Origin of the sequence: Nocardioides sp., assembly GCF_050699375.1 — a bacterium.
Taxonomy (GTDB): Bacteria; Actinomycetota; Actinomycetes; order Propionibacteriales; family Nocardioidaceae; genus Nocardioides.
Map to the genome: position 1 here is coordinate 1 of NZ_JBOHDN010000079.1, position 25,669 is coordinate 25,669.

Genomic DNA, 25,669 nt, shown 5'->3' on the forward strand with positions numbered 1-25,669 from the left:
CCGCGCCGGACAAGGTCGACCACTACGCCTACCAGGACGGCCTGCTGGTCTGGTACCAGAACGGCGCCTACACCGACAACAACACCTCCCAGCACCCCGGTGGCGGGCAGGCGCTGGTCGTCGACGCCACCGCGGGCGTCCAGAAGTGGTCGGACGGCACCCTGTCGCGCAACCGGATACAGGGCTACGACTCGACGTTCGACGTCGACCGCACCGATCGGCTCCACCTGGAGAGCGAGGTCGCCGACGCCGAGAGCAACGTCCTCGACGTGCCGCGTCGCAAGAGCGTGGGCACCTTCTTCGACAGCTCGGAGACGGCCTACTACGACGAGTCGAACCCCGCGCACTCGACCAAGACGGCCGGCAGCGGCGTGAAGATCACGGTGCTCTCGTCCAACGAGCGCAAGGGCACGATGAAGATCAACGTCTCCTGACCTGATCCAGCCCTTTGACAGGGCGACAGGAAGGGTCCGAGGCGATCGCCTCGGGCCCTTCCTGGTCTGTTGCCCGTCTCTTGACCGGCTACCAGGCGCCGCCGAAGGCGGTCTCGGTGTTGGCGTTCACGGCGTTGCAGAGCGCCTCGAGGTCGTCACCGCGCACCTCTGCCATCGCTCGCATGGTCAGCGGGATCATGTACGAGGAGTTGTTGGCGCCACGGTGCGGATGGGGGGTCAGGAACGGGGCGTCGGTCTCGACCAGGATGCGGTCCTGGGGCGTGATGGCGAGCGCGTCGCGGAGATATTGAGCGTTCTTGAACGTCACGGTGCCGGCGAAGGAGAGGTACGCCCCCCGGTCGAGGCACTGCCTGGCGAACTCGGCGTCACCGGAGAAGCAGTGCATCACCCAGCGCTCGGGCGGGCCGACGCTGTCGATCACCTCGAGCACCGCGTCGTGGGCGTCGCGGTCGTGGATCATCAGGGTCTTGTCGAGGCGCTTGGCGATGTCGATGTGGCGCCGGAACGAGTAGGCCTGGGTCTCACGGCCGTCCTCGTCGGTGCGGAAGAAGTCCATCCCGGTCTCCCCCACCACGCGCACCTTGTCATGAGCCCCGGCGAGCTTCTCGATCTCGTCTAGGGCGGCCTCGAGGTCGGGCTGTCGGGGCGCGTCGTTGGGGTGCAGCGCGACACCGGCGACCATGTTGTCGTACGTCTCGGCCGCCTCTACCGCCCAGCGCGCACCGGGCAGGTCGCAGCCGATCTGGACGACCCTGGTCACACCCACCGCGGCGGCTTGGGCGAGCGCCTCCTCGATCGGGAGGCTCTCGTCTCCACGGACGATGTCGAGGTGGGTGTGGTTGTCGACGACCGGTGCGGGCAGCGGCTCGGGGGCAGGGGCGAAGGTCACCCAAGAATCGTAGACGCGGCGGCGCTAGCTCTTGTGGACCAGGTCGTAGACCTCGCGCTTGGGTACGCCGGCCAGCTTGGCGACCTCGGCGATGGCCTCCTTCCTCGTGCGCCCGTCCTCTTCGAGGTCGGCGACCGCGGCGCGGAGGCTGTCGGGGTCGCTGCCGATCTCAGCCGATGGGTCGGCGCCGGTGACGACGATGGTGACCTCGCCCCGGACGCCTTCCCCGGCCCAGTCGACGAGCTCGGCCAGTCCCCCGCGGCGTACCTCTTCATGGGTCTTGGTCAGCTCGCGACACACTGCGGCAGCGCGGGAGTCACCGAAGGCGGCGCGCATGGCTTCCAACGCCGCCTGGGTGCGGTGGGGCGCCTCGAAGAAGACCATGGTGCGCTCCTCCTTGGCCAGGCCAGCGAGGCGGCGGGAGCGCTCGCCGGCCTTGCGAGGCAGGAAGCCCTCGAAGCAGAACCGGTCGACGGGGAGGCCGCTGACGGCCAGGGCGGTCAGGACCGCCGATGGGCCGGGCACCGCGGTGACGCGTACGTCCTCCTCGACCGCGGCGGCGACCAGGCGATAGCCGGGGTCGGAGACCGAAGGCATCCCGGCGTCGGTCACCAGCAGCACCCGGTTGCCGTCGAGGAGATCGGCGAGCAGCGTCGGCGTACGTGAGCTCTCGTTGCCTTCGAAGTAGGACACGATGCGGCCCTTGATCTCGACGCCGAGATCAGTCGTCAGCCGACGCAGGCGACGGGTGTCCTCGGCAGCGATGACGTCCGCGGTGGCGAGCTCCGAGGCCAAACGGGGTGGGGCATCCTCGACCCGTCCGATCGGGGTTGCCGCAAGTACGAGCACGCCGTCCTCTGGATCTACCACACCGATATTGTTGCAGGCTTATATGGTTCCCTCGTGACGACGACGGTGACCGAGGAGCCGGAGCCCCTGGAGGGACTGGCCAGCACTCCCTCGGGTCACCCGCTCCCCAGCGCCTGGGAGCGTGCCTGGCTTCGCATCAGCGGTTCGACGAGGGCCGGCTGGGCGGCGACGATCGGGATCACTGCGCTCGCGTTCCTGCTGCGGTTGTGGCATCTGGGCACTCCGAAGGTCTTCGCCTTCGACGAGACCTACTACGCCAAGGACGCCTGGGCGCTGCTGGAGTTCGGCTACGCGCGCAACTTCATCGAGGGCGCCGACGACAACATCCTCGCCGGACGGCTCGAGGGGCAGTTCGCCGACGGACCGTCGATGATCGTCCACCCGGATGTCGGCAAGTGGATCATTTCGGTCGGTATCAAACTATTTGGTATGGATCCATTCGGCTGGCGGATCGCGTCGGTCGTGGTGGGCTCGCTGCTGGTGCTGCTGACGATCCGGTTCGTACGCCGCGTCTCCGGCTCCATGCTGCTCGGCATCGTCGGCGGCATCCTGGTCACCTTCGACGGGCTCGCGTTCGTGCTCTCGCGACTGGCCCTGCTCGATCTGTTCGTGGCCTTCTTCCTGCTGCTCGCCGTGCACCTGATGGTGATGGACCGTGACTGGTGCCGGCGTCGGTTCGCGTCTCTCGTGCCCGCCCAGCTCTCCGAGCCCGGTGCCTGGGGACCGATCCGGCGGCTGCTGTTCCGCCCCTGGTTGCTCTGCTCGGGCATCGCGTGGGGCCTGGCGATCGGCTGCAAGTGGGAGGCGCTCTACCCGCTGGCCGCCTTCGGACTGCTCTATGTGGCCTGGTCCGCGGGGATGCGGCGCTCCTTCGGCGTACGTCTCTCCTGGCTGCGCGCGTGCGTGGCCGACGGGCCGACGGCGTTCGTACACCTGGTGGGCGTCGCGCTCGCGGTCTATGTGATGACGTGGATCCCGTGGATGACTCACGCCGACGTCTATGAGGAGTCGCTCTCGGCGACGCAGTACACGCGCTACACCGGCGAGGGACACTGCGAGGACAAGTCGTACGTCCCCGAGAACCTCAACGAGAAGCGCTGGCCGACCGCCTCGGAGCCGGACGCCTCTGGCGTCGGTGAGGCGACCCAGTCGCTGCGGTCGCTGTGGTACTACCACCGCGACGTCTTCACCTTCCACACCCATTTCCTGGAGTGCGCCGAGCACACCTACGGATCGCACCCGGCCGGATGGCTGCTCCTGAACCGGCCGGTCGGGGTCGCCGCCGACACGGGGATCCTGTCGGGTGAGAAGTCACGTGGCGAGATGTGCGAGGCGACGCCGAAGACCGATCCCGACGGCGACGGCGCCCAGAAGGCGGGAACGTGCCTGCGGCAGGTGCTGCTGCTCGGCACCCCGGTGCTGTGGTGGGCGGCGTTCCTCGCACTGATCGTCTCGGCGTTCATGTGGGTCGCCGCGCGCGACTGGAGATTCGGGGTCGCCGTCGTCGGGGTGTTCTCGACCTGGCTGCCCTGGCTGCAGTACGCCGGCCGGCCGATCTTCTCCTTCTACATGATCATCGCGCTGCCGTTCCTGGTGCTCGGGCTGTGCCTGTGTCTGGGCAAGATGCTCGACCGGCCGCCGCCTCCTGTCGGCGGCAGCCCTGGCACCCCTGGCAGCCCCGGGAACCGGCGCCGGATGGGTGGTGCCATCGCCGCGGGGATCTTCGTCGTGCTGGTGATCTGCAACTTCGCCTGGTTCTGGCCGATCTACACCGATGAGATGCTCACCCGACAAGAATGGCTGACGAGAATCTGGTTCAAGCGATGGATCTAGACCATGTCGTACGCGGCCGGGTGCCCCGGCCGGGCGGCTTCGACGATCTCGTGGTCACGGTCTCCGCGGGGGCCATCTCGGATATTCGGGCTGCCATCGAAGGCGACCCCGAGTCAACGGGGATCCTGCTGCCCGGGCTGGTCGACCTCCACAACCATGGCGGTGGCGGCGCGTCGTTCCACTCCACCTCCTTGGACGAGATCGCGACGGCGGCCGGAGTCCACCACGCCGCGGGTACGACCACCCTGCTCGCCTCGACCGTCACCGACGCACCCGCTCGCCTGCTCGAGGTCGTCTCGGCGCTGGCAACCGCCGCGGAGACCGGTCTGATCGCCGGGATCCACCTGGAAGGGCCGTTCCTGGCGCATTCGTGTCGGGGTGCGCACGATCCGTCGCTGCTGATCTCCCCCGACGTCGGGCTCACGCGAGAGCTGGTCGCCGCCGGGCGAGGTCATCTGCGGATGATGACGCTGGCCGCCGAGCTGCCCGGGGCCGACGATGTCGCCGCGGTGCTCGCCGAGGCCGGGGCGGTGGTGGCCCTGGGACATACCGCGGCCAGCGCCGCGCTGACCCGCTCGTTCCTCGCCGGACCGGGAAGTCTGGTCACGCATCTGTTCAACGGGATGCCGCCCGCGCACCATCGCGACCCCGGCCCCGTGCTCGGCTCGCTCGGAGCCGCCGGCGTCGGCGATGCGTGTGTGGAGCTGATCGCCGACGGCGTCCATCTCGACGACGAGACGGTCCGGGCGGTGATGTCCATGGTGCCCGGGTCGGTCGTACTCGTCACCGACGCGATGGCCGCTGCCGGGATGGCCGACGGCGACTACCAGCTCGGGCCGCTCTCTGTTGAGGTGCGCGCCGGTGTCGCTCGAGTCGCCGACGGCACCGGCAACGGCTCGATCGCGGGAGGCACGTCCCGGCTCATCGATCAGGTGCGCCGTCATGCCGCTGCCGGGATCGACCTGGCGATGCTCATGAAGGCCGCCGGCCTGCGGCCCGCCACGGTCGCCGGCCTCGACGCCGGGCGCCTCGATGTGGGCGCCCGGGCGGATCTTGTGCTCACCGACGAGTCGCTGCGACCGACCCGGGTGATGCGCCATGGGGCCTGGCTGACCTCCTAGCCCGTGCTCGCCGGCCGTACACGTGGTTGTGCTCGTAGGCTGGGCACCATGTCCTCCACGAAGCCCGACGCTCCTTCGCCACTCATCGCCGGGCTCGTGCCCAGGTGGGCTCTCGCCGCGTTCGCCGTCGACGTCTTCTTCGTGCTCCTCTTCGCCTTCTCCGGCCGCCAGTCCCACGACTCCGGTCCCGCGCTCGTCGTGCTCCGCATCGCCTGGCCCTTCCTCGTAGGGCTCGTCGTAGCCTGGGCGATTCTGGCCTGGCGCCGCTGGCCCGCCGCGCGCGCCTGGCCGGCGGGCGTGGTCGTCTGGCTCGGGACGTACGTCATCGGGATGGGGCTGCGCGGCCTCACCGGCGAGGGACTCGCCCCCGCCTTCCTGGTCGTCTCGATCCTCTTCCTCGGCCTCACCATGGTCGGATGGCGCGGCTACGTCACCGCCAAGCTCCACTACCGCTCCCGCCGTCTCGCCGACTGACGCCGCCCGCCGAACAGTCACCTCTGCAGGCCGAGGCGTCACCTCTGCAGGCCGAGACGTCAGTTCTGCAGGCCGAGGGGTCAGTTCTGCAGACCGAGTTGGCACGAGAGTGACCTCTCGGCCTGCATTCGTGACTTCTCGGCCTGCATTCGTGACTTCTCGGCCTGCAGAAGTGACTTCTCGGCTAGGGGTTGAGGGTGGCGGCTGCGGCGACGGGGTCGAAGCCGAAGGGGAGCTCGAGGCGGTGGGCGCGCATGAGATCGGCGTTGGAGAGTACGTCCACGGTGCGGCCCTCAGCAGCGACGACACCGCCGTCGAGGATGACCGACCGATCGCAGAGCTCGAGGGCGTAGGGCAGATCGTGGGTGACCATCAAGACGGTGACGTCGAGGTCGCGGATGATGTCGGCGAGCTCGCGACGGGAGGCGGGATCGAGATTGGAGGAGGGCTCGTCCAGGACCAGGATCTCGGGATCCATCGCCAGCACCGTGGCGACCGCGACCCGGCGGCGCTGGCCGAAGGAGAGGTGGTGCGGGGGCCGGTCGGCGTACGCCTGCATGCCGACCTTCGACAGCGCCTCGGTGACCTTGGCCTCCAAGGCATCGCCGCGGAGCCCGAGGTTGGCGGGGCCGAAGGCGACGTCCTCACGGACGGTGCCCATGAAGAGCTGGTCGTCGGGGTCCTGGAAGACGATGCCGACGCGGCGGCGGATCTCCTTGATGTTGGCCTTGGTCACGGGGAGCCCGGAGACCGCGACCGATCCGGCGCCGGCGAGATGGATGCCGTTCAGATGGAGGACCAGCGTGGTCTTGCCGGCGCCGTTCGGACCCAGCAACGCCACCCGCTCACCTCGATGAACGTGCAGGTCCACGCCGAAGAGCGCCTGATGGCCGTCGGGGTAGGCGAAGGCCAAGCCGTGCACATCGAGAACCGGCGTACTCATCCTCGCTCCACTCCGTCCATGCTGGGCATTCTCCCCGTATAGCCGCGCGAGACCATCGCCAGGTGCACTCGCTCACCACGTTCGAACGAGCGGATGAACAGCGCGCCGACCGACCGGGCCAGCACCGGCCAGTGGCGAGGGTTGCGGGCGACGAAGCCGCGTGAGGCCCGCGCCACCGCCATCCGGCGCATCTCGTCGGTGACGACCTCGAGATAGCGGACCATGAACGCCATGATCTGCACCAGCTGCTGAGGCAGCCGCAACCGCTCCAGACCACGAACGAGCTCCTGAGGGGTGGTCGTCGCGGCCAGCAGCAGTCCCGCGATCACTCCGAGGGTGCCCTTGGCGAGCAGTCCCCAGGCCGAGAGCAGCCCCGACTCGCTCAGGCTCAGCCCGAGAACGTCGACCCGCGGCCCCTGCGCGATGAACGGCATCAGCACCGCGAAGACCACGAACGGCGTCTCCACCACCATCCGCTTCAGCACCCACCCCGGGCGCACCCGCGCCGCCACGCCGACGGCGACGAGGACCATCAGAAAGATCGCGTACGCAGCGAACCACTCGCGCGGCGTAGCCACCACCACGAGCATGAAACCGACCAGCGCCAGCACCTTCAGATGTGCCGGCACGCCGCGAGACACGCCTACTCCTCGGTCGATGCGGAGGCCCGGCGACGTACGAGCAGGGCCAGCCCGCCCGCGAGGAGCAGCACGACGACAGTGCCGATCACGCCGGCGAGACCTCCGGAGAGCCGAGCGTTGTCGACGCCCCTGGTGCCGTAGTCGGCCAGCGGGCCGTCGGCCGCACCATGGTCCGAAGCGCTGTCGAGGAAGCCGGTCTTGCCGGCGACGTACTCGAGGCCGTCGGGGTTCGCCGAGGCGTAGTAGGAGACCACTCCGGCCAGGAGCAGCGCGACGACAGCGATGCCGACCGCGACCCACCTGAAAGGCACGCGCTTCTTCTCGGCCGTGCTCATGCCACCGTCTCCTCGCTCCGCTCGGTTACTCCCTCGCTCGGCGCGAGCGGACGAGCAAGCTCCGCGCTTCGCGCGGTTACTCCCTCGCTCGGCGCGAGCGGACGAGCAAGCTCGCCGCTCGACCTCGCTCCGGTCGTCTCGCCGCTCGACCTCGCTCCGGTCGTCTCGCCGCTCGACCTCACTCCGGTCGTCTCCTTCGGCTTGATGACCAGGTCGCGCTCGGCGATCACGCCGCGCGCGGCGTAGACGAGGTCGGGGCGCACCGACAGGATCGCGCCGACCGCGAGGAACGTGATCACGCCCTCGCCGAGCCCGATGACCGTGTGCCAGCCGAGCATGGCGGTGGTCAGCGTGGTCAGCGAGATGTCGGCGGTGCCGCCGACGGCGTAGAGCGCGGTGAAGACGGCCGCCGCGGCCGGGACGGAGATGAAGGCACCGATCGCAGCCGCCGGCGCGACGACGCCGACCCGCTTCGGCAGCACCTTGATCAGCACCCGGCTCACGAACCAGCCCACGACCACGGTGGTGACCGCCATGAGCAGGATGTTGGTGCCCAGCGCGGTGATGCCGCCGTCGGCGAAGAGCAGCGACTGCACGATCAGCACGACCGAGACACACAGCACCCCGGTCCACGGACCCACGAGCACGGCAGCGAGGGCACCGCCCATCAGGTGTCCGCTCGTCCCTGCCCCGACCGGGAAGTTGAGCATCTGGGTCGCGAAGACGAACGCGGCGACGAGCCCCGCCAGCGGCGCGGTCTTGTCGTCGAGCTCGCGGCGAGCGCCGCGCAACGCGACACCGACCGCGACGACAGCGACTGCGCCGGTGGCGATCGATGTCGGAGCGTCGAGAAAGCCGTCTGGGACGTGCATGGTCACCTCTGGGATCTGCGTGGGGTCGGTCGAAGCGGAGCCCGAGACAACGGGAACTGCTAAACGCGAATTTATCGCAATAGCCTCATTCGCGCACTCTCCGGTCGGACAGTGGATTAAGACTTCACGTATGTCAATGGTAGATAAATGAATACTTCTCAAGTCATGACTGCTCGCGTACCTTCGATAGCATGAGCAGCGCCCCCACCGACATCGTCATCTGCGAGCCCCTCCGTACGCCGGTCGGCCGCTTTCTCGGCGCCCTTGCTCCACTGACCTCGACCGAGCTGGCCACTACGGTGCTCAAGGAGCTGGTCTCCCGCACCGGTCTGCAGGAGGGCGATGTCGACGACGTCGTGCTCGGCAACGGCTACCCGAGCGGGGAGAACCCCGCGATCGGCCGCATCGCGGCCCTCGACGCCGGGCTCGGCACCGGAGTCCCCGGCCTCCAGATCGACCGGCGCTGCGGTTCCGGCCTTCAGGCGATCCTGTACGCAGCCGGCTCGGTCGCCACCGGCGCGGCGAACCTCGTCGTGGCCGGCGGAGCGGAGTCGATGTCCAACGTCGAGCACTACGCGCTCGGCCTGCGCGGAGGGGTCAAGCAGGGCGGGATCGACCTGCAGGACCGCCTCGACCGCGCCCGGATCACTGCAGGCGGCAAGGACCACCCGATCGCCGGCGGCATGATCGAGACGGCCGAGAACCTGCGGCGCGACTACGACATCTCCCGCGAGGAGCAGGACGAGCTGGCGCTGCGCTCCAACCAGCGTGCCGTCGCCGCCCACGAGGCCGGCAGGTTCGCCGACGAGCTGGTCCCGGTGACGGTCCCGGGCGGCCGCCGCAAACCCGACGTCGTCGTCGACCGCGACGAGCACCCGCGTGCCGACATCTCCCTCGAAAAGCTCGCCGCGCTGCGCCCGATCCGGCTGAAGGTCGACGAGGCGTCGACGGTCACCGCCGGCAACGCCTCAGGCCAGAACGACGGCGCCGCGATGTGCGTCGTGACCACCCGCGCCGAGGCCGAGAAGCGCGGCCTGACTCCCCTGCTGACACTCAGGTCATGGGCCGTCACCGGCTGCGAGCCCGAGCGGATGGGCATCGGCCCCGTACTCTCCAGCAAGGCGGCGCTGGACCGTGCCGGGCTCACCCTCGACGAGGTCGACCTGATCGAGCTCAACGAGGCGTTCGCGGCCCAGGCGCTCGCCGTCTTGCGCGAGTGGAAGGTCGACGCCACCGACGAGCGTCTCAACCCCAACGGCTCGGGCATCTCGCTGGGCCACCCCATCGGCGCCACCGGCGCCCGGATCCTCGCCACCGCCGCCCGCGAGGCGCAGCGACGCAAGGCCAGGTACGTCCTGGAGACGATGTGCATCGGTGGCGGGCAGGGGCTCGCGGCGGTGTTCGAGTCGGTCCGCTGAGGCGCCGGCTGACGTAACCGACGGTGGGTCTCGACAAGCTCGACCACCGGAAACACAGAGAGTAGAGAAGACATGGGTCTGGACAAGGTGGTCGGATCGGCCGCGGAGGCGGTCGCCGACATTCACAGCGGGGCCAGCCTCGCCGTCGGTGGCTTCGGGCTGGTGGGAATCCCGTGGTTCGTGATCGAGGCGCTGCGGGAGCAGGGGGCGGACGACCTGATGGTCGTCTCCAACAACTGCGGTGTCGACGGCGCCGGGCTCGGGCTGCTGCTCGACGACCACCGCATCTCCCGCGTGATCGCGAGCTACATCGGCGAGAACAAGGAGTTCGGCCGCCAGTACCTCGCCGGCGAGATCACCCTCGAGCTCACCCCGCAGGGCACGCTCGCCGAGCGGATGCGCGCCGGAGGCAGCGGGATCGGCGCGTTCTTCACGCCGACCGGTGTCGGCACCATGGTCTCCGACGGCGGCCTTCCCTACCGCTACCACCCCGACGGCACGATCGCGGAAGCCTCCGAGCCGAAGGAGGTCCGTGAGTTCCACGGCAAGCAGATGGTGCTCGAGGAGGGCATCATCACCGACTTCGCGCTGGTGCGCGCGACGCGGGTCGACCGCGCCGGCAACGCCCAGTTCAACGCCTCGACCCGCAACTTCAACGTCCCCGCCGCGATGTCGGGGCGGGTGACCATCGTCGAGGCCGAGGAGGTCGTCGAGGTCGGCGAGATCGATCCCTCCGACGTACATCTTCCGGGGATCTTCGTGAAGAGGATCGTGGCGCTGACGCCCGAGCAGGCAACCCGCAAGGACATCGAGAAGCGTACGACCCGCGGTGAGCGCCCCACCCAGACCACATCGAGCAAGGAGGCCTGAGCCATGGCTTGGGACCGCAACCAGATGGCCGCACGGGCCGCCCAGGAGCTGCAGGACGGCGACTACGTCAACCTCGGCATCGGGCTGCCGACGCTGATCCCGGACTACATCCCGGAGACGTCGACGGTCGTGCTGCACGCCGAGAACGGCATCCTCGGTGTCGGCCCGTTCCCCTACGAGGACGAGGTCGACCCCGACCTGATCAACGCCGGCAAGCAGACCGTGACCGTCCTGCAGGGCGCCTCCTACTTCGACTCAGCGACCTCCTTCGCGATGATCCGCGGCGGCCACATCGACGTCGCCGTCCTGGGCGCGATGCAGGTCGCTGCCAACGGTGACATCGCCAACTGGATGGTGCCCGGCCACATGGTCAAGGGCATGGGCGGCGCGATGGACCTGGTCTCCGGCGCCGGACGCGTCATCGTGCTGATGGAGCACGTGACGAAGAAGGGTGCCCCCAAGCTCCTGGAGACCTGCGACCTGCCGCTGACCGGTCGCGGGATCGTGAAGCGGATCATCACCGACCTGGGTGTGCTCGACGTGGCCGGGAGCGGCTTCGAGCTCGTCGAGCTCGCACCGGGAGTGACGTACGACGAGGTCGTGGCGGCGACCGGAGCTCCCGTCATCGACAAGACGTCGATCTCTTAGTCTCACTATCAAAAACCCGAGGGCTCCTACGTAACTCGCGTTTACGCTTCATCGTTTCAGGTGTGACACCCACCACACCCCTGGAGTGAGACGTGAATCTCGGCATTCTGGCGTTCCTCTTTCCGTTTCTGGCCCTCATCACCACTTTCCTGCCACCAGCGCTCACTCCAGCGGAACCCGATCCGAGCTCGCTCGTCGGAGACGCGGAGGACCTGGCACGTACGCTCCCGACCGCTCCCCTCGCGGCGCCGAAAGCCGCCGCTGACCCGGCGCGCCAGGAGCGGACCGGGGCGTGGAAGCCTCGCCCCGCGACGTACGGCGTGGTCGTCGAGAAGGACGTCGAGCTCACGATGTCCGACGGGGTGGTGCTCCGGGCCGACATCCATCGTCCGGCGGAGGCCGACGGAACCCCGGCTCCCGGTCGCTTCCCGGTGCTCCTGACGCAGAACCCCTACAACAAGAACGTCAGCGGTGGCGGCAACAGCTATCTGGTGCAGCGGGGCTACGTCCACGTCCTGACCGACGTACGCGGCACCGGCTCCTCCGCCGGCCAGTGGGACGCCTTCGGCGACCGCGAGCAGAAGGACGGCCTTGAGGTAGCCAACTGGGCGACTTCGAAGGAGCGCCCGTGGAGCAACGGCGAGCTCGGGCTGTGGGGCGCCTCCTACATGGCGATCAACCAGTTCTTCACCGCCGCCCGGCATCCGCGCGGGCTGAAGGCGATGTTCCCGATCGTGCCCGCGGGCGACATCTACCGCGACGTCGTCGCCTCCGGTGGCCAGATCGACGCCGGGTTCATCCCGTTGTGGCTCGGGCTGGTCACCGGTGCCGGGCTGGTGCCGCCGGCGGTCAACGAGACCAGGCCCGAGGCGACGCTGATCACCCTGCTGCAGCACGTCGGCGGCGCTCTGGGGTTCCAGGTCCCGATGGTCGCCACCGCGGTGCTGGCCAGCGACGCCGCGTACGACGGCCCCTTCTACTCGAAGCGATCGCCGCTGAGCGTGGTCGACGAGATCGACGTGCCGACGTTCGTGACCGCCGGGCAGTACGACATCTTCCAGCGCGGGACACCCATGCTCTTCGACGAGATGCAGAGGAACGGCGTCGACACGAAGCTGCTCATCGGGCCGTGGACGCACACCGAGGCGGCGACCGGGGCGGGCCTGGACGGCAGCGGGATCAACAGTCTCGACGAGATGGCGCTGCGGTGGTTCGACACGCATATCAAGGACGTGCCCGATCCGGCTCTGGATGCCGATGTCGCGCCGGTGACCTACCACGAGATCGGGTCCGGGAAGTGGCGCACCATGGATTCCTGGCTCGGCTCGGAGGTCAGGGCCGAGACGTACGCCCTCGGCTCGAGGTTGAAGCCGGTCGGAGGCGACTCCATCGCGCCGCTGCCGGTGCAGGGGCTGTGCTCGCGCAGCACGGCGCAGTGGACCGCGGGCGCCGCCGCGATCCCCGGCTGCACGACCGACAACCGTGTCAACGACGCGCTCGGGATCTCCTACGAGACCTCCCCCGCCACCTCCGACCTGGCCATCTCCGGTCCGCTCAACGCGGACCTCTCCATCTCCACGACCGGCACCGACGGCCTGGTCTCGGTCTCCGTCGAGGACGTCGCACCCGACGGCGCCGTCGACCGGATCACCGGCGGCTGGCAGACGCTGCGCCACCGCGCGGTGTCGAGCTCGAGGTCGAGGACGCTGAACGGTCAGGTCGTCCAGCCCTGGCACCCGTTCACCCGCGAGGCCGAGCAGCCGGTCACCCCCGGGGAGGTCTACCGCGTGCCCGTCGAGGTCTTCCCGACCGGCGCGGTGATCGAGAAGGGCCACCGTCTCCGGGTCACCGTCCACTCCTACGACGTCCCGCACCTGCTGCCCAACGTCAAGCAGCTGGTCCGCGGCGTAGCCGGCGTGGTGACCGTCCACCACACGAAGACGAACCCCTCGACGCTGGTCCTCCCGGTCCGGAGGTAGCGCCGAGGGGCCAGACTCTGACATCGACTCTGACATCGAGAGGTCAGAGTCTGGCGGCCTCGTCCGGCACGCGCTCGGTGGCCTTCGGGTCCCGGGCGCGTGCTGCGTTCAGAAGCAGGTACGCCGCGATGACCGCCCCGCCGGCGAGCGCGACCGAAGCCGAGGCGTAGGCCGCGCCGTAGCCGACGGTCGTGACCAGGCCGGCAGCGATCAGGGTGCCGAGGAACCCGCCGACCTGCTGGGTGGTCGTGGTCAGGCCGGAGCCGATCCCGGCGTGCTCCGGCGCCAGCGCGCTCATCGCCAGCGCCGTCACCTGCGGCATCGCCAGCCCGAAGCCGAGGCCCATCACGACCGCGCCCGGAAGGACGTCGAACGGAAAGCCGCCGGAGCCGGGGAGACGCACCAGATAGAGAGTGCCGGCCACGAACGCGAGCATGCCGGCGACCAGGATGTGCTCGGAGCCGAACCGTTCGGCCAGCGTGGCGCTGAAGCCGAGGGTCGCCACGGCGATCACCACGCTCACCGGAAGGAACGCCAGACCGGTCGCGAGCGCGCCGAAGCCGAGGACGTCTTGGAGGTAGAGCGTGGTGACGAACTGGAAGGTGAACCCGGCGAAGGTCAGGGTGAGCAGGACCAGGTTGGCGAGCGCGAAGCGGTGCTCGGCGAAGAGGCCGCGCGGCAGCAGTCCGCCCCGGGCGCCGGTCGGCTGCGTACCTTCGACCGCGCGGAGCGCGACGACCAGGGCGATGATCCCAAGGGGCACGTTGATCAGGAAGGCCCAGCGCCACGAGGCCACCTCGGTGAGTACGCCGCCCAGCACCGTGCCCACCGAGGCGCCGATCGAGCCGACGAAGGCGAGCACGGCGAAGGCGCGCAGGCGGTCGCGGGACTCGGCATAGAGGCCGGCGATCATGCCGAGCACCACGGCCGAGGCGATGCCGCCGCCGAGGCCCTGGACGAACCGGGCGAGGACCAGGGAGACCGGATCCCAGGCCAGGCCGCACCAGGCCGAGGCGAGCGTGAAGATGCTCAGCCCGGCGAGGAAGACGGGGCGGGTGCCGAACGCGTCCCCGGCCCGGCCGGCCGGGAGGAGCACGAGCGCGAAGGCGAGGAGGAAGCCGTTGACGACCCAGGACAGGGCTGCGTCGCCGAAGCCCAGGTCGTCGCGGATCGCCGGAAGGGCGACGGTCACCACGGTGCCGTCGAGGATCACCATCAGCTGAGTTGCTGCGAGGGTCGCGAGCGCGACTGTCTTGGTCGTCATAGATACAACCATAGAAGATTGTTTGTTATGAAACAATCTATTTAGGAATATTCAGTTGTAGCCCTATCTTCAGCGAGACGAGTTCGGCACCCGGCGACGCAGCGTCATCGTGTGCGACGGCGTCGCCCACGGCCCTTCGACCAGGTGCTGCAGCGCCTGGATGAATGCCTCACCCTCGCTCGGCGCAAGCGCCTCGAGCGTCTTGGCGACGGTCTCGTTGTAGACCTTCGAGCTCCGCTCGAGCATCTTCGCGCCGGCCGGGGTCAGCGCGACGATCCGGGCCCGGCGATCGGTGCTCGAGACGCGTCGCTCGGCGAGACCGCGGCGCTCCAGGTTGTCGAGCGTGGTGACCATCGTGGTCTTGTCCAGCATCGCCATCTCGGCCACGGCGTTCTGGGTGTATTCACCCTCCGCGGCCTTCATCAGCACGCAGTACTCCCGCACCGAGATCTCCAGGTCGGCCAGGGCCTCGCCGACCTGGGCCGCGAAGGCATGGGCGGACTGGTTGAGCAGGAACAGCAGGTCGATGCGAGGTCCGGTCATGAACCAGATCCTACCGAACCATCCGATACCGAACTATCTTCTAGCCAACGATCCCGTGTCGGCGCTCGCCCGAAGACATCGAGACCGAGCGCCGACACGGCGCAGACGAAGAGGCTTCTCAGAGATACTGAGCCAGATCCGCCTGGATCTCCTCAGGCGTCACCGGCGGCTCGTAGCGCTTGACGACCTCGCCGTCGCGCCCGATGAGGAACTTGGTGAAGTTCCACTTGATGTCACCAGGCTCGGTCGCCGGCGTCAGGTCCTTGACGTGGTCGTAGAACGACCCGAGGTGAGGGCCCCAGTCACCGGGCGCCTCGGCCCGCAGGAAGTCGTAGAGCGGTGCGGCGTTCTCGCCGTTGACGTCCACCTTGGACAACACCGGGAACGTGACGTCGTACGTCGTCCTGCAGAACTCCTGGATCTCGTCGTCGGTGCCCGGCTCCTGCCCCAGGAACTGGTTGGTCGGGAAGCCGAGGACCTCGACGCCCTGGTCCTTGGTGGCACGGTAGAGCGCCTCCAGGCCCTCGTACTGCGCGGTCAGACCGCACTTGCTCGCGACGTTGACGATCAGCAGCAGCTTGCCCTGGTAGTCACCGAGCTGGACGGTGCTGCCATCGGCCGCGGCCGCTTCGAAGTCGTGCGTGGTGGTCAAAGCTCTCTCCTTGGAACGTCGGACATCGGGGTCTGAACGCAGTGGCCCCGAGCCTGTCGAGACCACAACCCTGCTCGCCCCGAGGTTATGCCCCACGCTGGTGTGGAACCGGCCCGGCCTCGTCGGCCAGCCGCCGCTCCCGGGCCGCCGTCATGATCGCGCTCGACATCCACTCGAGCGCCTCCGGCATCTCGAAGGCGATCTCCTCGAGCAGCGCCGGCATGTCGTGACGCCCCACCGAGAGCATCATCTCGCTCAGCGAGCCGTCGGGCGCGGTGACCATGAACCGGAACTCGATCGCCTCGGGCGTCACCGCCGCCGCGCACCGGCTGGTCTCGAACGTCCACGGCGCACGACGGCCATCACCGTCGGTACCGGGAGTCGTCATGACCGCGCATCTTATTCAGGTTGGCGCCCGGATCGCATCCCTTTCACCCCTCGAACAGTGATTCGAATCTCGTCACGAAGACACGCCGACCCCGCGGGCACGAGGAGGGCCGAGGCCGGGTACGTTCGTCCGCGGTCATTCGGCGGGAAACAGCGGAGAGGGACACAAACTTCACATGATGGGTGGGCATCACGCGGCCTCTGGCGCGGCGGCGTGGATCGCAGTGACATCGTCGGCACCGATCGCTTTCGGGTGGTATCCAGGAGTCTCCGACATAGGCGTGATGACCGGAACCCTGGTGTGTGCCGGTGCCGCGCTGCTCCCGGATGCGGACCACCACAACGGCACGATCGCCAACTCGCTGCCACCGGTCTCCGAGGGCCTGACCAAGCTCGTCGGACACATCTCCGGGGGCCATCGCAACGGCACGCACTCGATCCTCGGCGTCCTCGTCTTCACCGCCCTCGCCTGGGGCGCGGGCATGCTCTCGCTGGAGACAGAGCACTTCGGCAGCGTACTGATCGGCCCGGGCATCTTGTGCGTCCTGCTGGTCGCCTTCGCGATGGACGCGCTGAAGCTCACCCGCAGGGGTCTCCTCTGGCCCTGGATCGCCGCGGTCTCCCTGGCGACGATCATCGCCGTCTTCGCTCCCGAGGAGTGGTGGTGGATGCCGTTCTCGGTCGCACTGGGCTGCACGGTGCATCTGCTCGGCGACTTCCTGACCACGATGGGGATCCCGCTGTTCTGGCCGATGCCGACCAGACCGCCGAGGTGGATCCGACGAGCCAGGTGGCTCCCCTTCGACAACATGTGGACCCGCGGCGGCCACTTCGCGCTCCCGATCCTCGGCGACGCCGGCTCGATCCGGGAATGGGTCGTGATGACCCCGATCAGCCTCTACGCGATCGCCGGCTTCGGTACGGCGGTGCTGAGCCAGATGGGCTTCGACGTCGACAGCCGCTGGAACGTCCTGATCGACAACGTCGCCGCGATGCTCTGACGCATCACGCCGCGGCGTTCCGCCTGCGTCCCCGGATCGGGCGGACCACGAAGATCCCGGTCAGGAGCGCCAGGACGGCGAGGAGCCCCGCCAGGGCGAGCACACCGCTCAGGACCATCTTGGTCTCGACATCTCGATGCTCCGCATCGACATCGTCGACGAAGCTCAGCGTCATCGTGACGATGGTGTCCTTGAGGAGCTGGATGAAACGGGTCATGTCCTCGGTCCACACCTGCGCGGCCGGCACCCCCGGGCCATCCTTCTCCAGCTCCGCGAGCACACCTGCGACCGACCCGTCGTTGATCACCTTGACGACGGCGTTCTGAGACACCACGCCGCGGGAGCCGTCCGCGAAGGTGCCGCCCGAGATCTTGTCGAGGGCCTTCTGGGTCACCTTCGGGGTGTCGGCGTAGAACGCCCGAGAGTTGAGCTGCCAGGACGTACGCGCCTTGCTCATCGTGTCCAGCGACTCTTCATCGATCTGGCCGGTCACGAGCGCGGGCACCATCACCGCACGCTCGATGCCGAGCGACTCGGCCGCCGACCCGACGTGCTTGAGGTTGGTGATCTGCTTGTAGATCTTCTCGTTGCGGATGTTCGGCATCTCGGCGGCGAAGTCGAGCAGCTCATAGGCGGTGTCGGTGTAGGCAGCGAGCGCCGCCTCCGTGCTGGCCTTGTCGCCCCGCTCGAGATCGTCCCGATAGGCATCGATGCCCTTGAGCACGGAGTAGGTGCTCTCGACGCGCTCCCGAAGACTCGGGGTGGCCGCGAGATCGATCTTGGTGATGTCGTCGTGCCAGGCGTCGATCGAGTCGTCGGTCACGCGGCGATAGGCCTGCTGGACCGCACCTGGGACCCCGTCAGCGCTCATCGCATCGCGCTCGAAGATGAGGTCCATCCCGAGCTCATAGCTCTCCGGGAGCGCCTCCGCGATGGTGACCGCGGGTCCGGAGACGGCGCGCTCCTTGACCGAATCGCCGAACGTCATGCCACCCAGGACCATGGCGATCACCGCCGGGACGATGAGCGCGCTGAGCAGGCGCGTCCGCAGAAGTCTCGGCTTCGGAGCGGCATGGGACCGAGGCGTACGCTGCCCCGACTCCACCGCGCCGGCGACCGCCGTCGCGGACGACGCCAGCGCCAGCGGCTTGGCCGCCGGCCTGGCAACGGTGACCAGCTCCCGGCTCGCGGAGCCGTTCGCGGGCGCGACCCCGGGTCTGCGAGCGAAGGCGACGACCTCACCCGCGGTCGGCCGGCGGGACGGGTCCTTGTCCATCATCGAGGCGACGAAGTCGTCGACGAACGACGGCACCGTCACCACGTCGTTGACGTGCGGAACGGGCGCGGTCACGTGCTGATAGATCATCGAGACAGGCTCGGAGCCCGCGAAGGGCGCGCGCCCGGTGAGCAGCTCGAAGAAGACGCAGCCGAGCGCATAGATGTCGCTGGGCGGACCGACCACGTTGTCGGCGGCCTGCTCCGGCGAGATGTAGGGCAGGCTCCCCATCACGTGACGCGTCGAGGTGAGTCGCTCAGCGTTGTGGTTGGCGAGCTGAGCGATCCCGAAGTCGAGCACCCGGATCCGGCCGTCGCCGTCGTAGACGAGGTTGGAGGGCTTGATGTCGCGATGGATGATCCCCGAGGAGTGAACCGCGGTGAGCGTACGCGCGACCTGGACGACCGCCTCGCTCGCCTCCTCGACGGTGAACCGCGCCTGCTTCTCGAGCCGGTCGGCGAGCGTCGGGCCCGGAAGCAGCTCCATGACCAGATAGACGATGCTGCCGTACTCCGTCTGCTCCACCCCGACGTCGTGGACCTGCACCGTCCCGGGGTGGCTGGCCGCCGTCGTCGAGAGCGCCTCTCGCCGGAACCGCTCGGTTATCTTGGGATCGGCAGAGGTCTCCACGACCTTGACGGCCACCCAGCGTTCGAGCCGGATGTCGGCTGCCTGCCAGACCTCGCCCATCCCGCCGCGGCCAAGCAGTCGGTGCAGCCGGTATCGGCCTGCGATCGGGGGACGCGTACGCATGCGCATATGTTGTCTGACTCACACCCCATGCGTCTTGTTTACGCACCGATGAGCGCCGCCGATCTTGGCCATTCTCGCCGGTTTACGCGTCAACTGACTGCCGCCGGGCGCGAAGCAGGCCCGCACCGAGCACCGCGAGCACGATGACGACGATCAGGCTGAACCCGCCCCAGCCGATCGTCTGGTTCTGTGCGTCCCTGCGCTCGCTGTCGATGTCATCGGCGAGCTTCCGGGCAGCGTCGACGACGACGTTCTTGAGGTCCTGGACGAAGGTCGCGGCGTCGGCGAGCCAGATCTGGGCCACCGAGCCGGCCTCGGCGCCGTCCTTCAGCTGCCTGACCACGTCCTCGACGTCGCGGGCGTTGATCACGCGGATGACGGCACGCTGGGACGAGACCCCGTAGGACCCGAAGGCGAACGACCCTCCCGAGATGGAGTCGAGCGCCTGTCGCGTCGCCGGCTCGGCGTCCTCATAGATCGCCTCCGAGTGCGTCGCCCAGGAGCTCTGGGCCGAGCTGAGGTCGGCGATACCCTTCTCGCTGATCTTCCGCTTGCGCAGCGCGGCTGCCATGATCTCGCGCTCGAACCCGAGCACCTCCGAGACCGGGCCGATCGACTCCAGGTTCCTCGCCTGCCTGGCGAGTCCGTCGTCATCGAACGACGGCAGCTCGGCGGCCAGGTCGAAGAGCCCGTTGACCGCATTCGTGTACGTCGCCACGTCCGCCGACGCGTCGGAGCCGTCACCCAGCCGGGTCGCCGTCCGGAAGTCCGAGAGCCGCTCGAGCGCCGCTGCCGTCCTCTCCGTACGCCGCTGCAGCCCGGGGTCCCCGCTGGCATCGATCTCCTTGACCTCGTCTCTCCAGGCCTCGATGGACTGATCGGTGACCTGGAGGAACTCCTCCGGCACCTGACCGCTGCTGCGCAGCGCGTCCCGCTCGATCGAGAGGTCGAAGGCGAGCGCGAAGCTGGTCGGCAGGATCTCTGCCAACGGCTCGGCGCGGCCGACGGTCGACATGGCCTCGCCCGAGCGGAGGGTGCTCCAGCCGCCGAAGATCAGGCCCGGAAGGAGCAGCAGCATCAGCACACCGAGGAGGGCCGGCGAGACTCTGCCCCGGCGTCTGCTCCTCGGGGAGGGGATGACGACCTTCTTGGGCGGGGCGGCGAGCCCGCTCTCGAGCACCGTCGAGACCTGCCCTGCCCGCGGACGCTTGGCCGGGTCCTCCGCGAGCATCGCAGTGACGATGCCGTCGATCTGGCCAGGCACCGTCACCAGCGAGCCGATGCGTTCGGGGGCCCCACCTGCGTACGGTGGGCGCCCGGCGAGCAGCTCGAAGAAGACCGCCCCGAGCGAGTAGATGTCGCTGGCCGGACCGAGCCGCTGGCGTTCGATCTGCTCGGGCGCCAGGTAGGGCAGGCTCACTCCGGGGCGTGCCGCCGGCGCACCTACGAACACGACGCGGCCGTCCGGGCCGAAGCCGATCGTGGCCGGCCGGACGTCGCCATGCACCTGTCCGGTGGCGTGGCCCGAGGCGAGAATTCGAGCCGCCTGCGCGATGACGTCGGAGGCTTCCTCGGGGTCGACCCGTTTCTCCTGGGCCAGACGTGTCGCAAGGGTCGGACCCGTCGACAGCGCCGGGTCGCCCTGACCGGCCGATTGGTTCGATTGGGGGCGACCAGCTCGTGGGGGGCGGATGCGCATAGGACTATGGTCCGGGGTCGAGAGCGGCCCCGTCATGGTGAGGTTGAAGATTTAACCTGGACTTGGCCGAGTGTTCGATCTCTCGCTGCATACTGGCCCGGCCACGGCCGAGGGCCGTACTTCTTACGCCATGAACCGCGCAGATCCCGCTCGACCCGGCGTCTCTCCAGGCCAAGCGGGATCTACGCGCTAACGGGCCTGGCTGGTCCGCCGCCCCAGGTAGGCGAGGCAGGCGACGGCCAGCGCGACACCCCACAGTGGCCACAGCATCTCCGGGGCCCATGCGCCCCAGTCCGAGGTGGCGCCGGGGACAGTCCAGAGGTCGTCCGCGATCGCCATCCGCCAGAAGGAGACCCCGGCAGACGTGACCGCGCCGGCGACCAGGATCCCTGGTACGAGCGCCATCGCGACCGGGATCGGACGCCCGCCGATGCCGGGCACCCAGCACCAGAACACCTCGCCCCAGCGCGCCACCAGCCCGCAGGTCAGAACGGCCCCGACCACCGCGAAAGCCGCGAGTCCGAAGCCCGCCCATTTCCCCTCGCCGAGGTCGTCCAGCATCTCGCGGCTGATCCCGAGCGGGACGTCCAGCGTCCAGGCGATCCGGGTGACGGCGTAGAGAATGGGTACGACGACAGCGACCGCCACCGCAGGACGCCCCCAGCGCGCCCAGCGGCCCCAATCCAGACGCCCACCAGGCTCGGCTCGTCCGAGCAGGGAGACACCGGCGACAACCAAGGCCAGCCCTCCAGCAGCATGCGCCAGAGCGACTCCGGAGTCGACGAAGAGACCCCACTCGAGCTGTCCGGCGCCCGGGCCGAGCCCGACCGTCGCTAGCAGGACCTGAGGCAGATAACCAAGGAACATCAGCGCGCGTACGTCGGAGACGATCACGGCGACGACGAGCCCGAGCACGACCTGGAGCCACCCGGTCGCTCTCGTCGTACGCGGCGTCCGCACGTTCGCGGCTGCGCCCCCGGTAACCAGGGCGAGGAGCGCCAGCACCGCGAGCACCCAGGACATCTGGGTGCCGCTCAGGGCGCCGAGCGGCGAGGCCGCATCGGGGATCCACGGGTCCGGTGCCCTGCCCAGCAGAGCGAGACCGACCAGGGCGCCGAACACGACGGCCCAAGCGCCGGCCACCCACGGCGCCGCGCGCAGCACGACGGAGCGGTGCTGCGTACGGTCCATCAGGGCGGTCATCTCGACAAGCTCGCTACGTCGCATCAGGCCACGCTCCTGGCGGCATCCCAGCGTCGCCCCGCCGTACGCAGCAGCGCCGGGTAGACGAAGAGGTAGCGGAACGGCTTGATGAAGGCCATGTAGGCATCGCCCAGCAGCCCGTTCGGCCGCACCAGCACGCTCAGCTGCGCGCTGAATCCATCGGGCGATGCTTCGTCCTCGACCCAGCCGATGTGCAGGACGCCGTGCATGGTGCGGTTGGCGATCTCCGCGGCGTACTCCCGGTCCGTCAGATAGAGCGGGCGGAACGGGCTCGAGTCGTGCTCGGGTGCGGGGTGGTCGCGGAGGTCGTCAGGCAGCCGGCCGGCCAGCGGCTCGACCCGCTGCTCCAGACCGTGCTCGTCCTTGTCGGTGCCGAGCGCGCGGCCGAGTGCCCAGCGGACCGCGAAGAGCAGGCGGTAGGCCGCGGGGAAGTCGCGGTCGTCACCGTCCATCAACGCCTCGACGAAGCGCGGGAAGTCGTCGGCGCCACCCTGCACGGGCAGGGCCCAGACGTCCTCGAGATCGAAGTCGTCGGCGATCTCGTGGATCCGCCAGGGCTGGCTGGAGTAGGCGCCCGAGGGAAGTGGTCCCCTTCTGATCGAGCTCAGTGTGTGCCCTCTGGGGGCGGTGTGTGTGGTCATGTCTCCACACTGGTCCGCGCGGAACGCCGGCTCTTCGCCCTCAGGTCGCGGGCCTCTCAACCTCCAGGATGAGCCGGACTCAGCTCCTGCGGCCGACCAGCCCGGTCTCGTACGCCAGCACGACCGCCTGCACCCGGTCGCGCAGGCCCAGCTTGGCGAGCACATGGCCGACATGCGTCTTCACGGTGGCCTCGGAGAGGTGGATGCGGCGGGCGATCTCGGCATTGCTGTCCCCGGTGGCGAGCTCGAGCAGCATGTCGAGCTCGCGAGGCGTCAGGGCCGCGCGGATGTCGGCGGCGCGGCCCCCGTCGGGCGCCGGGGCGGTCGCGACGTGCTCGAGCAGGCGGCGCGTCGTCGACGGTGCGACCACGGCGTGACCTGCGTGAACGGTCCGGATCGCCTCGACGATCTCCTCGGCACGGGCATCCTTGAGGAGGAAGCCGCTGGCGCCGGCCCGGATCGCGGGGAACGCGTAGTCGTCGAGATCGAACGTCGTCAGGGCCACCACCCGCGTGGCCGGCAGCTCGGTGGTGATGGCGGCGGTCGCCTGGATCCCGTCCAGGCGGGGCATCCGCAGGTCCATGAGGACGACGTCGACCTTCTTCGTACGCACCAGCGCGAGCGCCTCGTGTCCGTCGACCGCCTCGCCGACGAGGTCGAGGTCGGGCTGGCTCTCCACCATCATCCGGAGCGCGGAGCGCATCAGCTCCTGGTCATCGGCGATCGCGACACGGATCGGGGTCTCTGGCTCGCTCACGCTGCTCGCTCGCTGAGGCTCGCTCATAGCGGCATCATGGCGCGCACGCGCCAGCCCTCGCCGCTCGGCCCTGCCTCGAGGGTGCCGCCGACCGCCTCGACGCGCTCCCGCATCCCACGGAGCCCCCGCCCGGGCGGGCGCTGGATCGCCATGCCGTCGTCGCTGACCTCGACGGTCAGCCGGCGCGCGGCCCGACTGACCGACACGGTCGCGACGGCTCCGGCGCCGGCGTGACGGGTGACGTTGGTCAGCGCCTCCTGCACGACGCGGTAGGCGGTCAGCCCGACCACGGGTGCGACCGAGACGGGCTCGGCCGCCTCGAAGTGGATCGTCAGCCCGGCCCCACGCATGCGCCCGACGAGCTCCTCGAGGTCGGAAAGGCCGGGTTGTGGTGCGGCCGGTGACTCCCTGTCTCCGCCGAGCACACCGAGCAGTCCGCGCATCTCCGTGAGTGCCTCCCGTCCGGTCGTCGCGATGGTGTCGAGGATCGCCGGGGCGCGCTCCGGCTGCTGCCCGATGACCATCCGGCCGGCCTCGGCGTGACTCACCACGACCGCCAGCGAGTGGGCCACCACGTCGTGCATCTCCCGCGCGATCCGCTGGCGCTCCTCGGCGGCCGCGCGGTCAGCGAGCTGGTCGACCCAGGCGGCCCGGGTCGCCCGGAACCGGCCGAGCGCCCATGCCGCCACCGTCGCCGCCACCGTGGCGGTGGTGATCATCAGCCACCACGTCCACCCCTGCAGGCCGGTGGCGTCGAAGTTCCACAGGCGTACGACGGTGAGCAGGCAGCCCACCAACCCGATCCCGAGCGCGACCCCCGGCCACGGGCGCCGATCCTGCGCGCTGACCGCATAGATGAGCACGAAGAAGCACAGGCTGTTGGGCAGCAGCACCGGGCCGTAGTCGCTCCCCGCCGCCGCTGCCGTGGGTCCGCCCAGGTCTGGTGCGGCGACCAGCACCAGCTCGGCCGCCGCGCCGACGGCGTACGACCACAACGGCCGGCGTCGAGCGGCGCCGACGGCGACGTGCAGGGCCACCAGTGCGACCAGGAGCGCGACCTCCCAGCCGACCGCGACCTCACCCTCGACCACCGACGCCCAGCCGACCGGCAACAGCACCAGCGCGAGCCCTCCGGCGAGCGCGGTCTGACCCACGTCCCCGAGCCAGCGAGGTCCCGGAGCGGCGGCCACAGTCATGCCCTCACCCTAGGGCTGCCAGCATCAGGACGGACACGGATATAGGCGTAGGGCAACAGACGGCCTGGTGAGTCGTAGATCACGATCTCGGCGACTAGACCTCAACTGGACTTGAGGTCCTAGGGTCGCGGCGAAGAGAGGAGCTACATGACCAACGTTCTCGCCGAACGGTTCAAGACCGGGTTCCGCCGGTATCCCACAGGGGTGGCCATCGTTGCCGCCTCGACCGAGGAAGGACCCGTCGGAGCCACCGTGTCGAGCGTCTCCTCGGTGAGCGCGAGCCCGCCGCTGCTCTCGTTCTCGGTCTTACGCTCCGGCCGGTCCGGTCCGGCGCTCGCGGGGAGCGGGCATCTGGCGGTGCACGTCCTGACCGAGGACCAGGCTCACCTGGCCGCCGCCTTCGCCGACCGGACGGCCCCACGGTTCACTCCTGAACAGGGCTGGACGCTTACGCCGGGGCAGCCACCGGCTCTGGAGGACGTCGCGGCGAGCTTCTACGGGCACGTGAGCCGCGTGGTCCCGGCCGGCGAGGCCTGGCTGGTGCTGCTCGAGGTCGACTCGGTCGACCTCGGCGAACCTGCCGACCCGATCGGGTCCGGCCCGCTCCTGCACCACGACCGGCGGTACTGGTCGGGCGGCACCCCCATCGACCCCTCCGCCACCCCTCTCGTGAGCGTCCGCTCCCTCGATCGGGTCGTGCCCGAGCGAGCCTCCTGAACCCACCTGTTCACACACCCACCGCTCCGTTCCACGGAGCGGCTGCGGTGCGTCAACGGCACGGCAGGAGCTATGAGCCTGTCGGCCGCGCCAGCCGCTCGTCGGGAATGACGGCGACGCCGAGGATCTCGATCATCGCCTCGGGCTGCCACAGCGCCGTGGTGCCGATCCCCGCCATCGCCGGGTAGACCGGACCGGCCAGGTCGCGCCA

At 69.3% G+C, this 25,669-nt stretch carries 25 protein-coding genes and 1 pseudogene; 10 read left to right on the top strand and 16 right to left on the bottom strand.

Translation table 11 applies throughout. The features are described 5' to 3' along the window. Window positions 1–434 (top strand): annotated as a pseudogene (locus tag ACRDPS_RS05505) (immune inhibitor A domain-containing protein); the annotation flags it as partial. 88 nt (window positions 435–522) lie between these two features. On the opposite strand, the gene ACRDPS_RS05510 reads toward ACRDPS_RS05505, so the two are convergent. Next, the gene (locus ACRDPS_RS05510; RefSeq protein ID WP_431500623.1) at window positions 523–1,344 is read right to left on the bottom strand and encodes a TatD family hydrolase; all 822 of its coding nucleotides are present in this window, start codon (window positions 1,342–1,344) and stop codon (window positions 523–525) included. A 24-nt stretch (window positions 1,345–1,368) separates the two neighbouring features. Next, a complete protein-coding gene (rsmI, locus tag ACRDPS_RS05515) occupies window positions 1,369–2,214 on the bottom strand; it encodes a 16S rRNA (cytidine(1402)-2'-O)-methyltransferase (RefSeq protein ID WP_431500624.1) in 846 nt (281 codons plus the stop codon). Window positions 2,215–2,247: 33 nt separating this feature from the next. On the opposite strand from rsmI, the gene ACRDPS_RS05520 reads away from it, so the two are divergent. Genes ACRDPS_RS05520 through ACRDPS_RS05530 form a run of 3 tightly spaced genes read left to right on the top strand, consistent with a single transcriptional unit; the run spans window position 2,248 to window position 5,642 of the window. After that, complete coding sequence (locus ACRDPS_RS05520; protein ID WP_431500625.1) at window positions 2,248–4,047, top strand: dolichyl-phosphate-mannose--protein mannosyltransferase; 1,800 nt, start codon at window positions 2,248–2,250, stop codon at window positions 4,045–4,047. After that, window positions 4,038–5,168 carry an N-acetylglucosamine-6-phosphate deacetylase gene (locus ACRDPS_RS05525; RefSeq protein ID WP_431500626.1) on the top strand — a complete coding sequence of 377 codons (1,131 nt, stop codon included), beginning with the start codon at window positions 4,038–4,040 and terminating at the stop codon, window positions 5,166–5,168. The genes ACRDPS_RS05520 and ACRDPS_RS05525 overlap by 10 nt, the downstream gene beginning before the upstream one ends. Before the next feature lie 48 nt (window positions 5,169–5,216). Continuing rightward, window positions 5,217–5,642: a DUF3054 domain-containing protein gene (locus ACRDPS_RS05530; protein WP_431500627.1), complete on the top strand. Its 426-nt coding sequence runs from the start codon at window positions 5,217–5,219 to the stop codon at window positions 5,640–5,642. A gap of 184 nt (window positions 5,643–5,826) precedes the next feature. Here ACRDPS_RS05530 and ACRDPS_RS05535 read toward each other — a convergent pair whose 3' ends face one another. Genes ACRDPS_RS05535 through ACRDPS_RS05550 form a run of 4 tightly spaced genes read right to left on the bottom strand, consistent with a single transcriptional unit; the run spans window position 5,827 to window position 8,433 of the window. After that, on the bottom strand, window positions 5,827–6,585 hold the full coding sequence (locus ACRDPS_RS05535) for an energy-coupling factor ABC transporter ATP-binding protein (protein ID WP_431500628.1): 759 nt from the start codon (window positions 6,583–6,585) through the stop codon (window positions 5,827–5,829). Further along, the gene (gene cbiQ, locus ACRDPS_RS05540) at window positions 6,582–7,226 is read right to left on the bottom strand and encodes a cobalt ECF transporter T component CbiQ (RefSeq protein ID WP_431500629.1); all 645 of its coding nucleotides are present in this window, start codon (window positions 7,224–7,226) and stop codon (window positions 6,582–6,584) included. Before cbiQ ends, ACRDPS_RS05535 begins: the two co-directional genes overlap by 4 nt. Before the next feature lie 2 nt (window positions 7,227–7,228). Beyond that, window positions 7,229–7,561: a PDGLE domain-containing protein gene (locus ACRDPS_RS05545; RefSeq protein WP_431500630.1), complete on the bottom strand. Its 333-nt coding sequence runs from the start codon at window positions 7,559–7,561 to the stop codon at window positions 7,229–7,231. Beyond that, window positions 7,558–8,433, bottom strand: a complete 876-nt coding sequence (locus tag ACRDPS_RS05550; RefSeq protein WP_431500631.1) for an energy-coupling factor ABC transporter permease — start codon at window positions 8,431–8,433, stop codon at window positions 7,558–7,560. Before ACRDPS_RS05550 ends, ACRDPS_RS05545 begins: the two co-directional genes overlap by 4 nt. Window positions 8,434–8,624: 191 nt before the next feature. Between ACRDPS_RS05550 and ACRDPS_RS05555 the strand changes: the two genes are divergently transcribed. From ACRDPS_RS05555 to ACRDPS_RS05570, 4 genes are all read left to right on the top strand, one after another. Continuing rightward, window positions 8,625–9,851: an acetyl-CoA C-acetyltransferase gene (locus ACRDPS_RS05555; RefSeq protein WP_431500632.1), complete on the top strand. Its 1,227-nt coding sequence runs from the start codon at window positions 8,625–8,627 to the stop codon at window positions 9,849–9,851. Window positions 9,852–9,923: 72 nt separating this feature from the next. Then, a complete protein-coding gene (locus ACRDPS_RS05560) occupies window positions 9,924–10,721 on the top strand; it encodes a CoA transferase subunit A (protein ID WP_431500633.1) in 798 nt (265 codons plus the stop codon). A 3-nt stretch (window positions 10,722–10,724) separates the two neighbouring features. Continuing rightward, window positions 10,725–11,369: a CoA transferase subunit B gene (locus tag ACRDPS_RS05565; RefSeq protein ID WP_431500634.1), complete on the top strand. Its 645-nt coding sequence runs from the start codon at window positions 10,725–10,727 to the stop codon at window positions 11,367–11,369. Between the two features lie 92 nt (window positions 11,370–11,461). Then, a complete protein-coding gene (locus tag ACRDPS_RS05570) occupies window positions 11,462–13,348 on the top strand; it encodes a CocE/NonD family hydrolase (RefSeq protein ID WP_431500635.1) in 1,887 nt (628 codons plus the stop codon). A 43-nt stretch (window positions 13,349–13,391) separates the two neighbouring features. Here ACRDPS_RS05570 and ACRDPS_RS05575 read toward each other — a convergent pair whose 3' ends face one another. From ACRDPS_RS05575 to ACRDPS_RS05590, 4 genes are all read right to left on the bottom strand, one after another. Further along, entirely contained in the window at window positions 13,392–14,612 is a 1,221-nt protein-coding gene (locus tag ACRDPS_RS05575) for an MFS transporter (protein ID WP_431500636.1), read from the bottom strand. Window positions 14,613–14,681: 69 nt separating this feature from the next. Further along, window positions 14,682–15,155, bottom strand: a complete 474-nt coding sequence (locus tag ACRDPS_RS05580; protein ID WP_431500637.1) for a MarR family winged helix-turn-helix transcriptional regulator — start codon at window positions 15,153–15,155, stop codon at window positions 14,682–14,684. Between the two features lie 118 nt (window positions 15,156–15,273). Then, on the bottom strand, window positions 15,274–15,807 hold the full coding sequence (locus ACRDPS_RS05585) for a glutathione peroxidase (RefSeq protein ID WP_431500638.1): 534 nt from the start codon (window positions 15,805–15,807) through the stop codon (window positions 15,274–15,276). A gap of 85 nt (window positions 15,808–15,892) precedes the next feature. Beyond that, window positions 15,893–16,195, bottom strand: a complete 303-nt coding sequence (locus tag ACRDPS_RS05590) for a hypothetical protein (protein WP_431500639.1) — start codon at window positions 16,193–16,195, stop codon at window positions 15,893–15,895. A 178-nt stretch (window positions 16,196–16,373) separates the two neighbouring features. Here ACRDPS_RS05590 and ACRDPS_RS05595 point away from each other — a divergent pair, with 178 nt between their 5' ends. After that, window positions 16,374–17,195 (top strand): metal-dependent hydrolase, encoded by an 822-nt coding sequence (locus ACRDPS_RS05595; protein ID WP_431500640.1) that lies wholly within the window; start codon window positions 16,374–16,376, stop codon window positions 17,193–17,195. A gap of 4 nt (window positions 17,196–17,199) precedes the next feature. Here the strand turns inward: ACRDPS_RS05595 and ACRDPS_RS05600 are convergent, their stop codons facing one another. The 6 genes from ACRDPS_RS05600 to ACRDPS_RS05625 form a co-directional block, all read right to left on the bottom strand. Then, window positions 17,200–19,224, bottom strand: a complete 2,025-nt coding sequence (locus ACRDPS_RS05600; RefSeq protein ID WP_431500641.1) for a protein kinase domain-containing protein — start codon at window positions 19,222–19,224, stop codon at window positions 17,200–17,202. An 82-nt stretch (window positions 19,225–19,306) separates the two neighbouring features. Then, a complete protein-coding gene (locus tag ACRDPS_RS05605) occupies window positions 19,307–20,923 on the bottom strand; it encodes a serine/threonine-protein kinase (RefSeq protein WP_431500642.1) in 1,617 nt (538 codons plus the stop codon). Window positions 20,924–21,112: 189 nt separating this feature from the next. Further along, on the bottom strand, window positions 21,113–22,150 hold the full coding sequence (locus ACRDPS_RS05610; protein WP_431500643.1) for a hypothetical protein: 1,038 nt from the start codon (window positions 22,148–22,150) through the stop codon (window positions 21,113–21,115). Next, the gene (locus tag ACRDPS_RS05615) at window positions 22,150–22,788 is read right to left on the bottom strand and encodes a DUF2867 domain-containing protein (RefSeq protein WP_431500644.1); all 639 of its coding nucleotides are present in this window, start codon (window positions 22,786–22,788) and stop codon (window positions 22,150–22,152) included. Before ACRDPS_RS05615 ends, ACRDPS_RS05610 begins: the two co-directional genes overlap by 1 nt. A gap of 79 nt (window positions 22,789–22,867) precedes the next feature. After that, window positions 22,868–23,572 carry a response regulator transcription factor gene (locus tag ACRDPS_RS05620; RefSeq protein WP_431500645.1) on the bottom strand — a complete coding sequence of 235 codons (705 nt, stop codon included), beginning with the start codon at window positions 23,570–23,572 and terminating at the stop codon, window positions 22,868–22,870. After that, complete coding sequence (locus ACRDPS_RS05625) at window positions 23,569–24,741, bottom strand: sensor histidine kinase (RefSeq protein WP_431500646.1); 1,173 nt, start codon at window positions 24,739–24,741, stop codon at window positions 23,569–23,571. Before ACRDPS_RS05625 ends, ACRDPS_RS05620 begins: the two co-directional genes overlap by 4 nt. Window positions 24,742–24,888: 147 nt before the next feature. Between ACRDPS_RS05625 and ACRDPS_RS05630 the strand changes: the two genes are divergently transcribed. Continuing rightward, complete coding sequence (locus ACRDPS_RS05630; protein WP_431500647.1) at window positions 24,889–25,458, top strand: flavin reductase family protein; 570 nt, start codon at window positions 24,889–24,891, stop codon at window positions 25,456–25,458. Window positions 25,459–25,669 lie beyond the last annotated feature (211 nt).

Coding starts and splice junctions, on each gene's coding strand:
- ACRDPS_RS05565 (WP_431500634.1), top strand. CDS start 10,725: ATGGCTTGGGACCGCAACCAGATGGCCGCACGGGCCGCCCAGGAGCTG.
- ACRDPS_RS05530 (WP_431500627.1), top strand. CDS start 5,217: ATGTCCTCCACGAAGCCCGACGCTCCTTCGCCACTCATCGCCGGGCTC.
- ACRDPS_RS05600 (WP_431500641.1), bottom strand. CDS start 19,224: ATGCGTACGCGTCCCCCGATCGCAGGCCGATACCGGCTGCACCGACTG.
- ACRDPS_RS05550 (WP_431500631.1), bottom strand. CDS start 8,433: ATGCACGTCCCAGACGGCTTTCTCGACGCTCCGACATCGATCGCCACC.
- ACRDPS_RS05580 (WP_431500637.1), bottom strand. CDS start 15,155: ATGACCGGACCTCGCATCGACCTGCTGTTCCTGCTCAACCAGTCCGCC.
- ACRDPS_RS05535 (WP_431500628.1), bottom strand. CDS start 6,585: ATGAGTACGCCGGTTCTCGATGTGCACGGCTTGGCCTTCGCCTACCCC.
- ACRDPS_RS05555 (WP_431500632.1), top strand. CDS start 8,625: ATGAGCAGCGCCCCCACCGACATCGTCATCTGCGAGCCCCTCCGTACG.
- ACRDPS_RS05525 (WP_431500626.1), top strand. CDS start 4,038: ATGGATCTAGACCATGTCGTACGCGGCCGGGTGCCCCGGCCGGGCGGC.
- ACRDPS_RS05560 (WP_431500633.1), top strand. CDS start 9,924: ATGGGTCTGGACAAGGTGGTCGGATCGGCCGCGGAGGCGGTCGCCGAC.
- ACRDPS_RS05625 (WP_431500646.1), bottom strand. CDS start 24,741: ATGACTGTGGCCGCCGCTCCGGGACCTCGCTGGCTCGGGGACGTGGGT.
- ACRDPS_RS05615 (WP_431500644.1), bottom strand. CDS start 22,788: ATGACCACACACACCGCCCCCAGAGGGCACACACTGAGCTCGATCAGA.
- ACRDPS_RS05605 (WP_431500642.1), bottom strand. CDS start 20,923: ATGCGCATCCGCCCCCCACGAGCTGGTCGCCCCCAATCGAACCAATCG.
- ACRDPS_RS05620 (WP_431500645.1), bottom strand. CDS start 23,572: ATGAGCGAGCCTCAGCGAGCGAGCAGCGTGAGCGAGCCAGAGACCCCG.
- ACRDPS_RS05590 (WP_431500639.1), bottom strand. CDS start 16,195: ATGACGACTCCCGGTACCGACGGTGATGGCCGTCGTGCGCCGTGGACG.
- ACRDPS_RS05630 (WP_431500647.1), top strand. CDS start 24,889: ATGACCAACGTTCTCGCCGAACGGTTCAAGACCGGGTTCCGCCGGTAT.
- ACRDPS_RS05610 (WP_431500643.1), bottom strand. CDS start 22,150: ATGCGACGTAGCGAGCTTGTCGAGATGACCGCCCTGATGGACCGTACG.
- ACRDPS_RS05575 (WP_431500636.1), bottom strand. CDS start 14,612: ATGACGACCAAGACAGTCGCGCTCGCGACCCTCGCAGCAACTCAGCTG.
- ACRDPS_RS05595 (WP_431500640.1), top strand. CDS start 16,374: ATGGGTGGGCATCACGCGGCCTCTGGCGCGGCGGCGTGGATCGCAGTG.
- ACRDPS_RS05545 (WP_431500630.1), bottom strand. CDS start 7,561: ATGAGCACGGCCGAGAAGAAGCGCGTGCCTTTCAGGTGGGTCGCGGTC.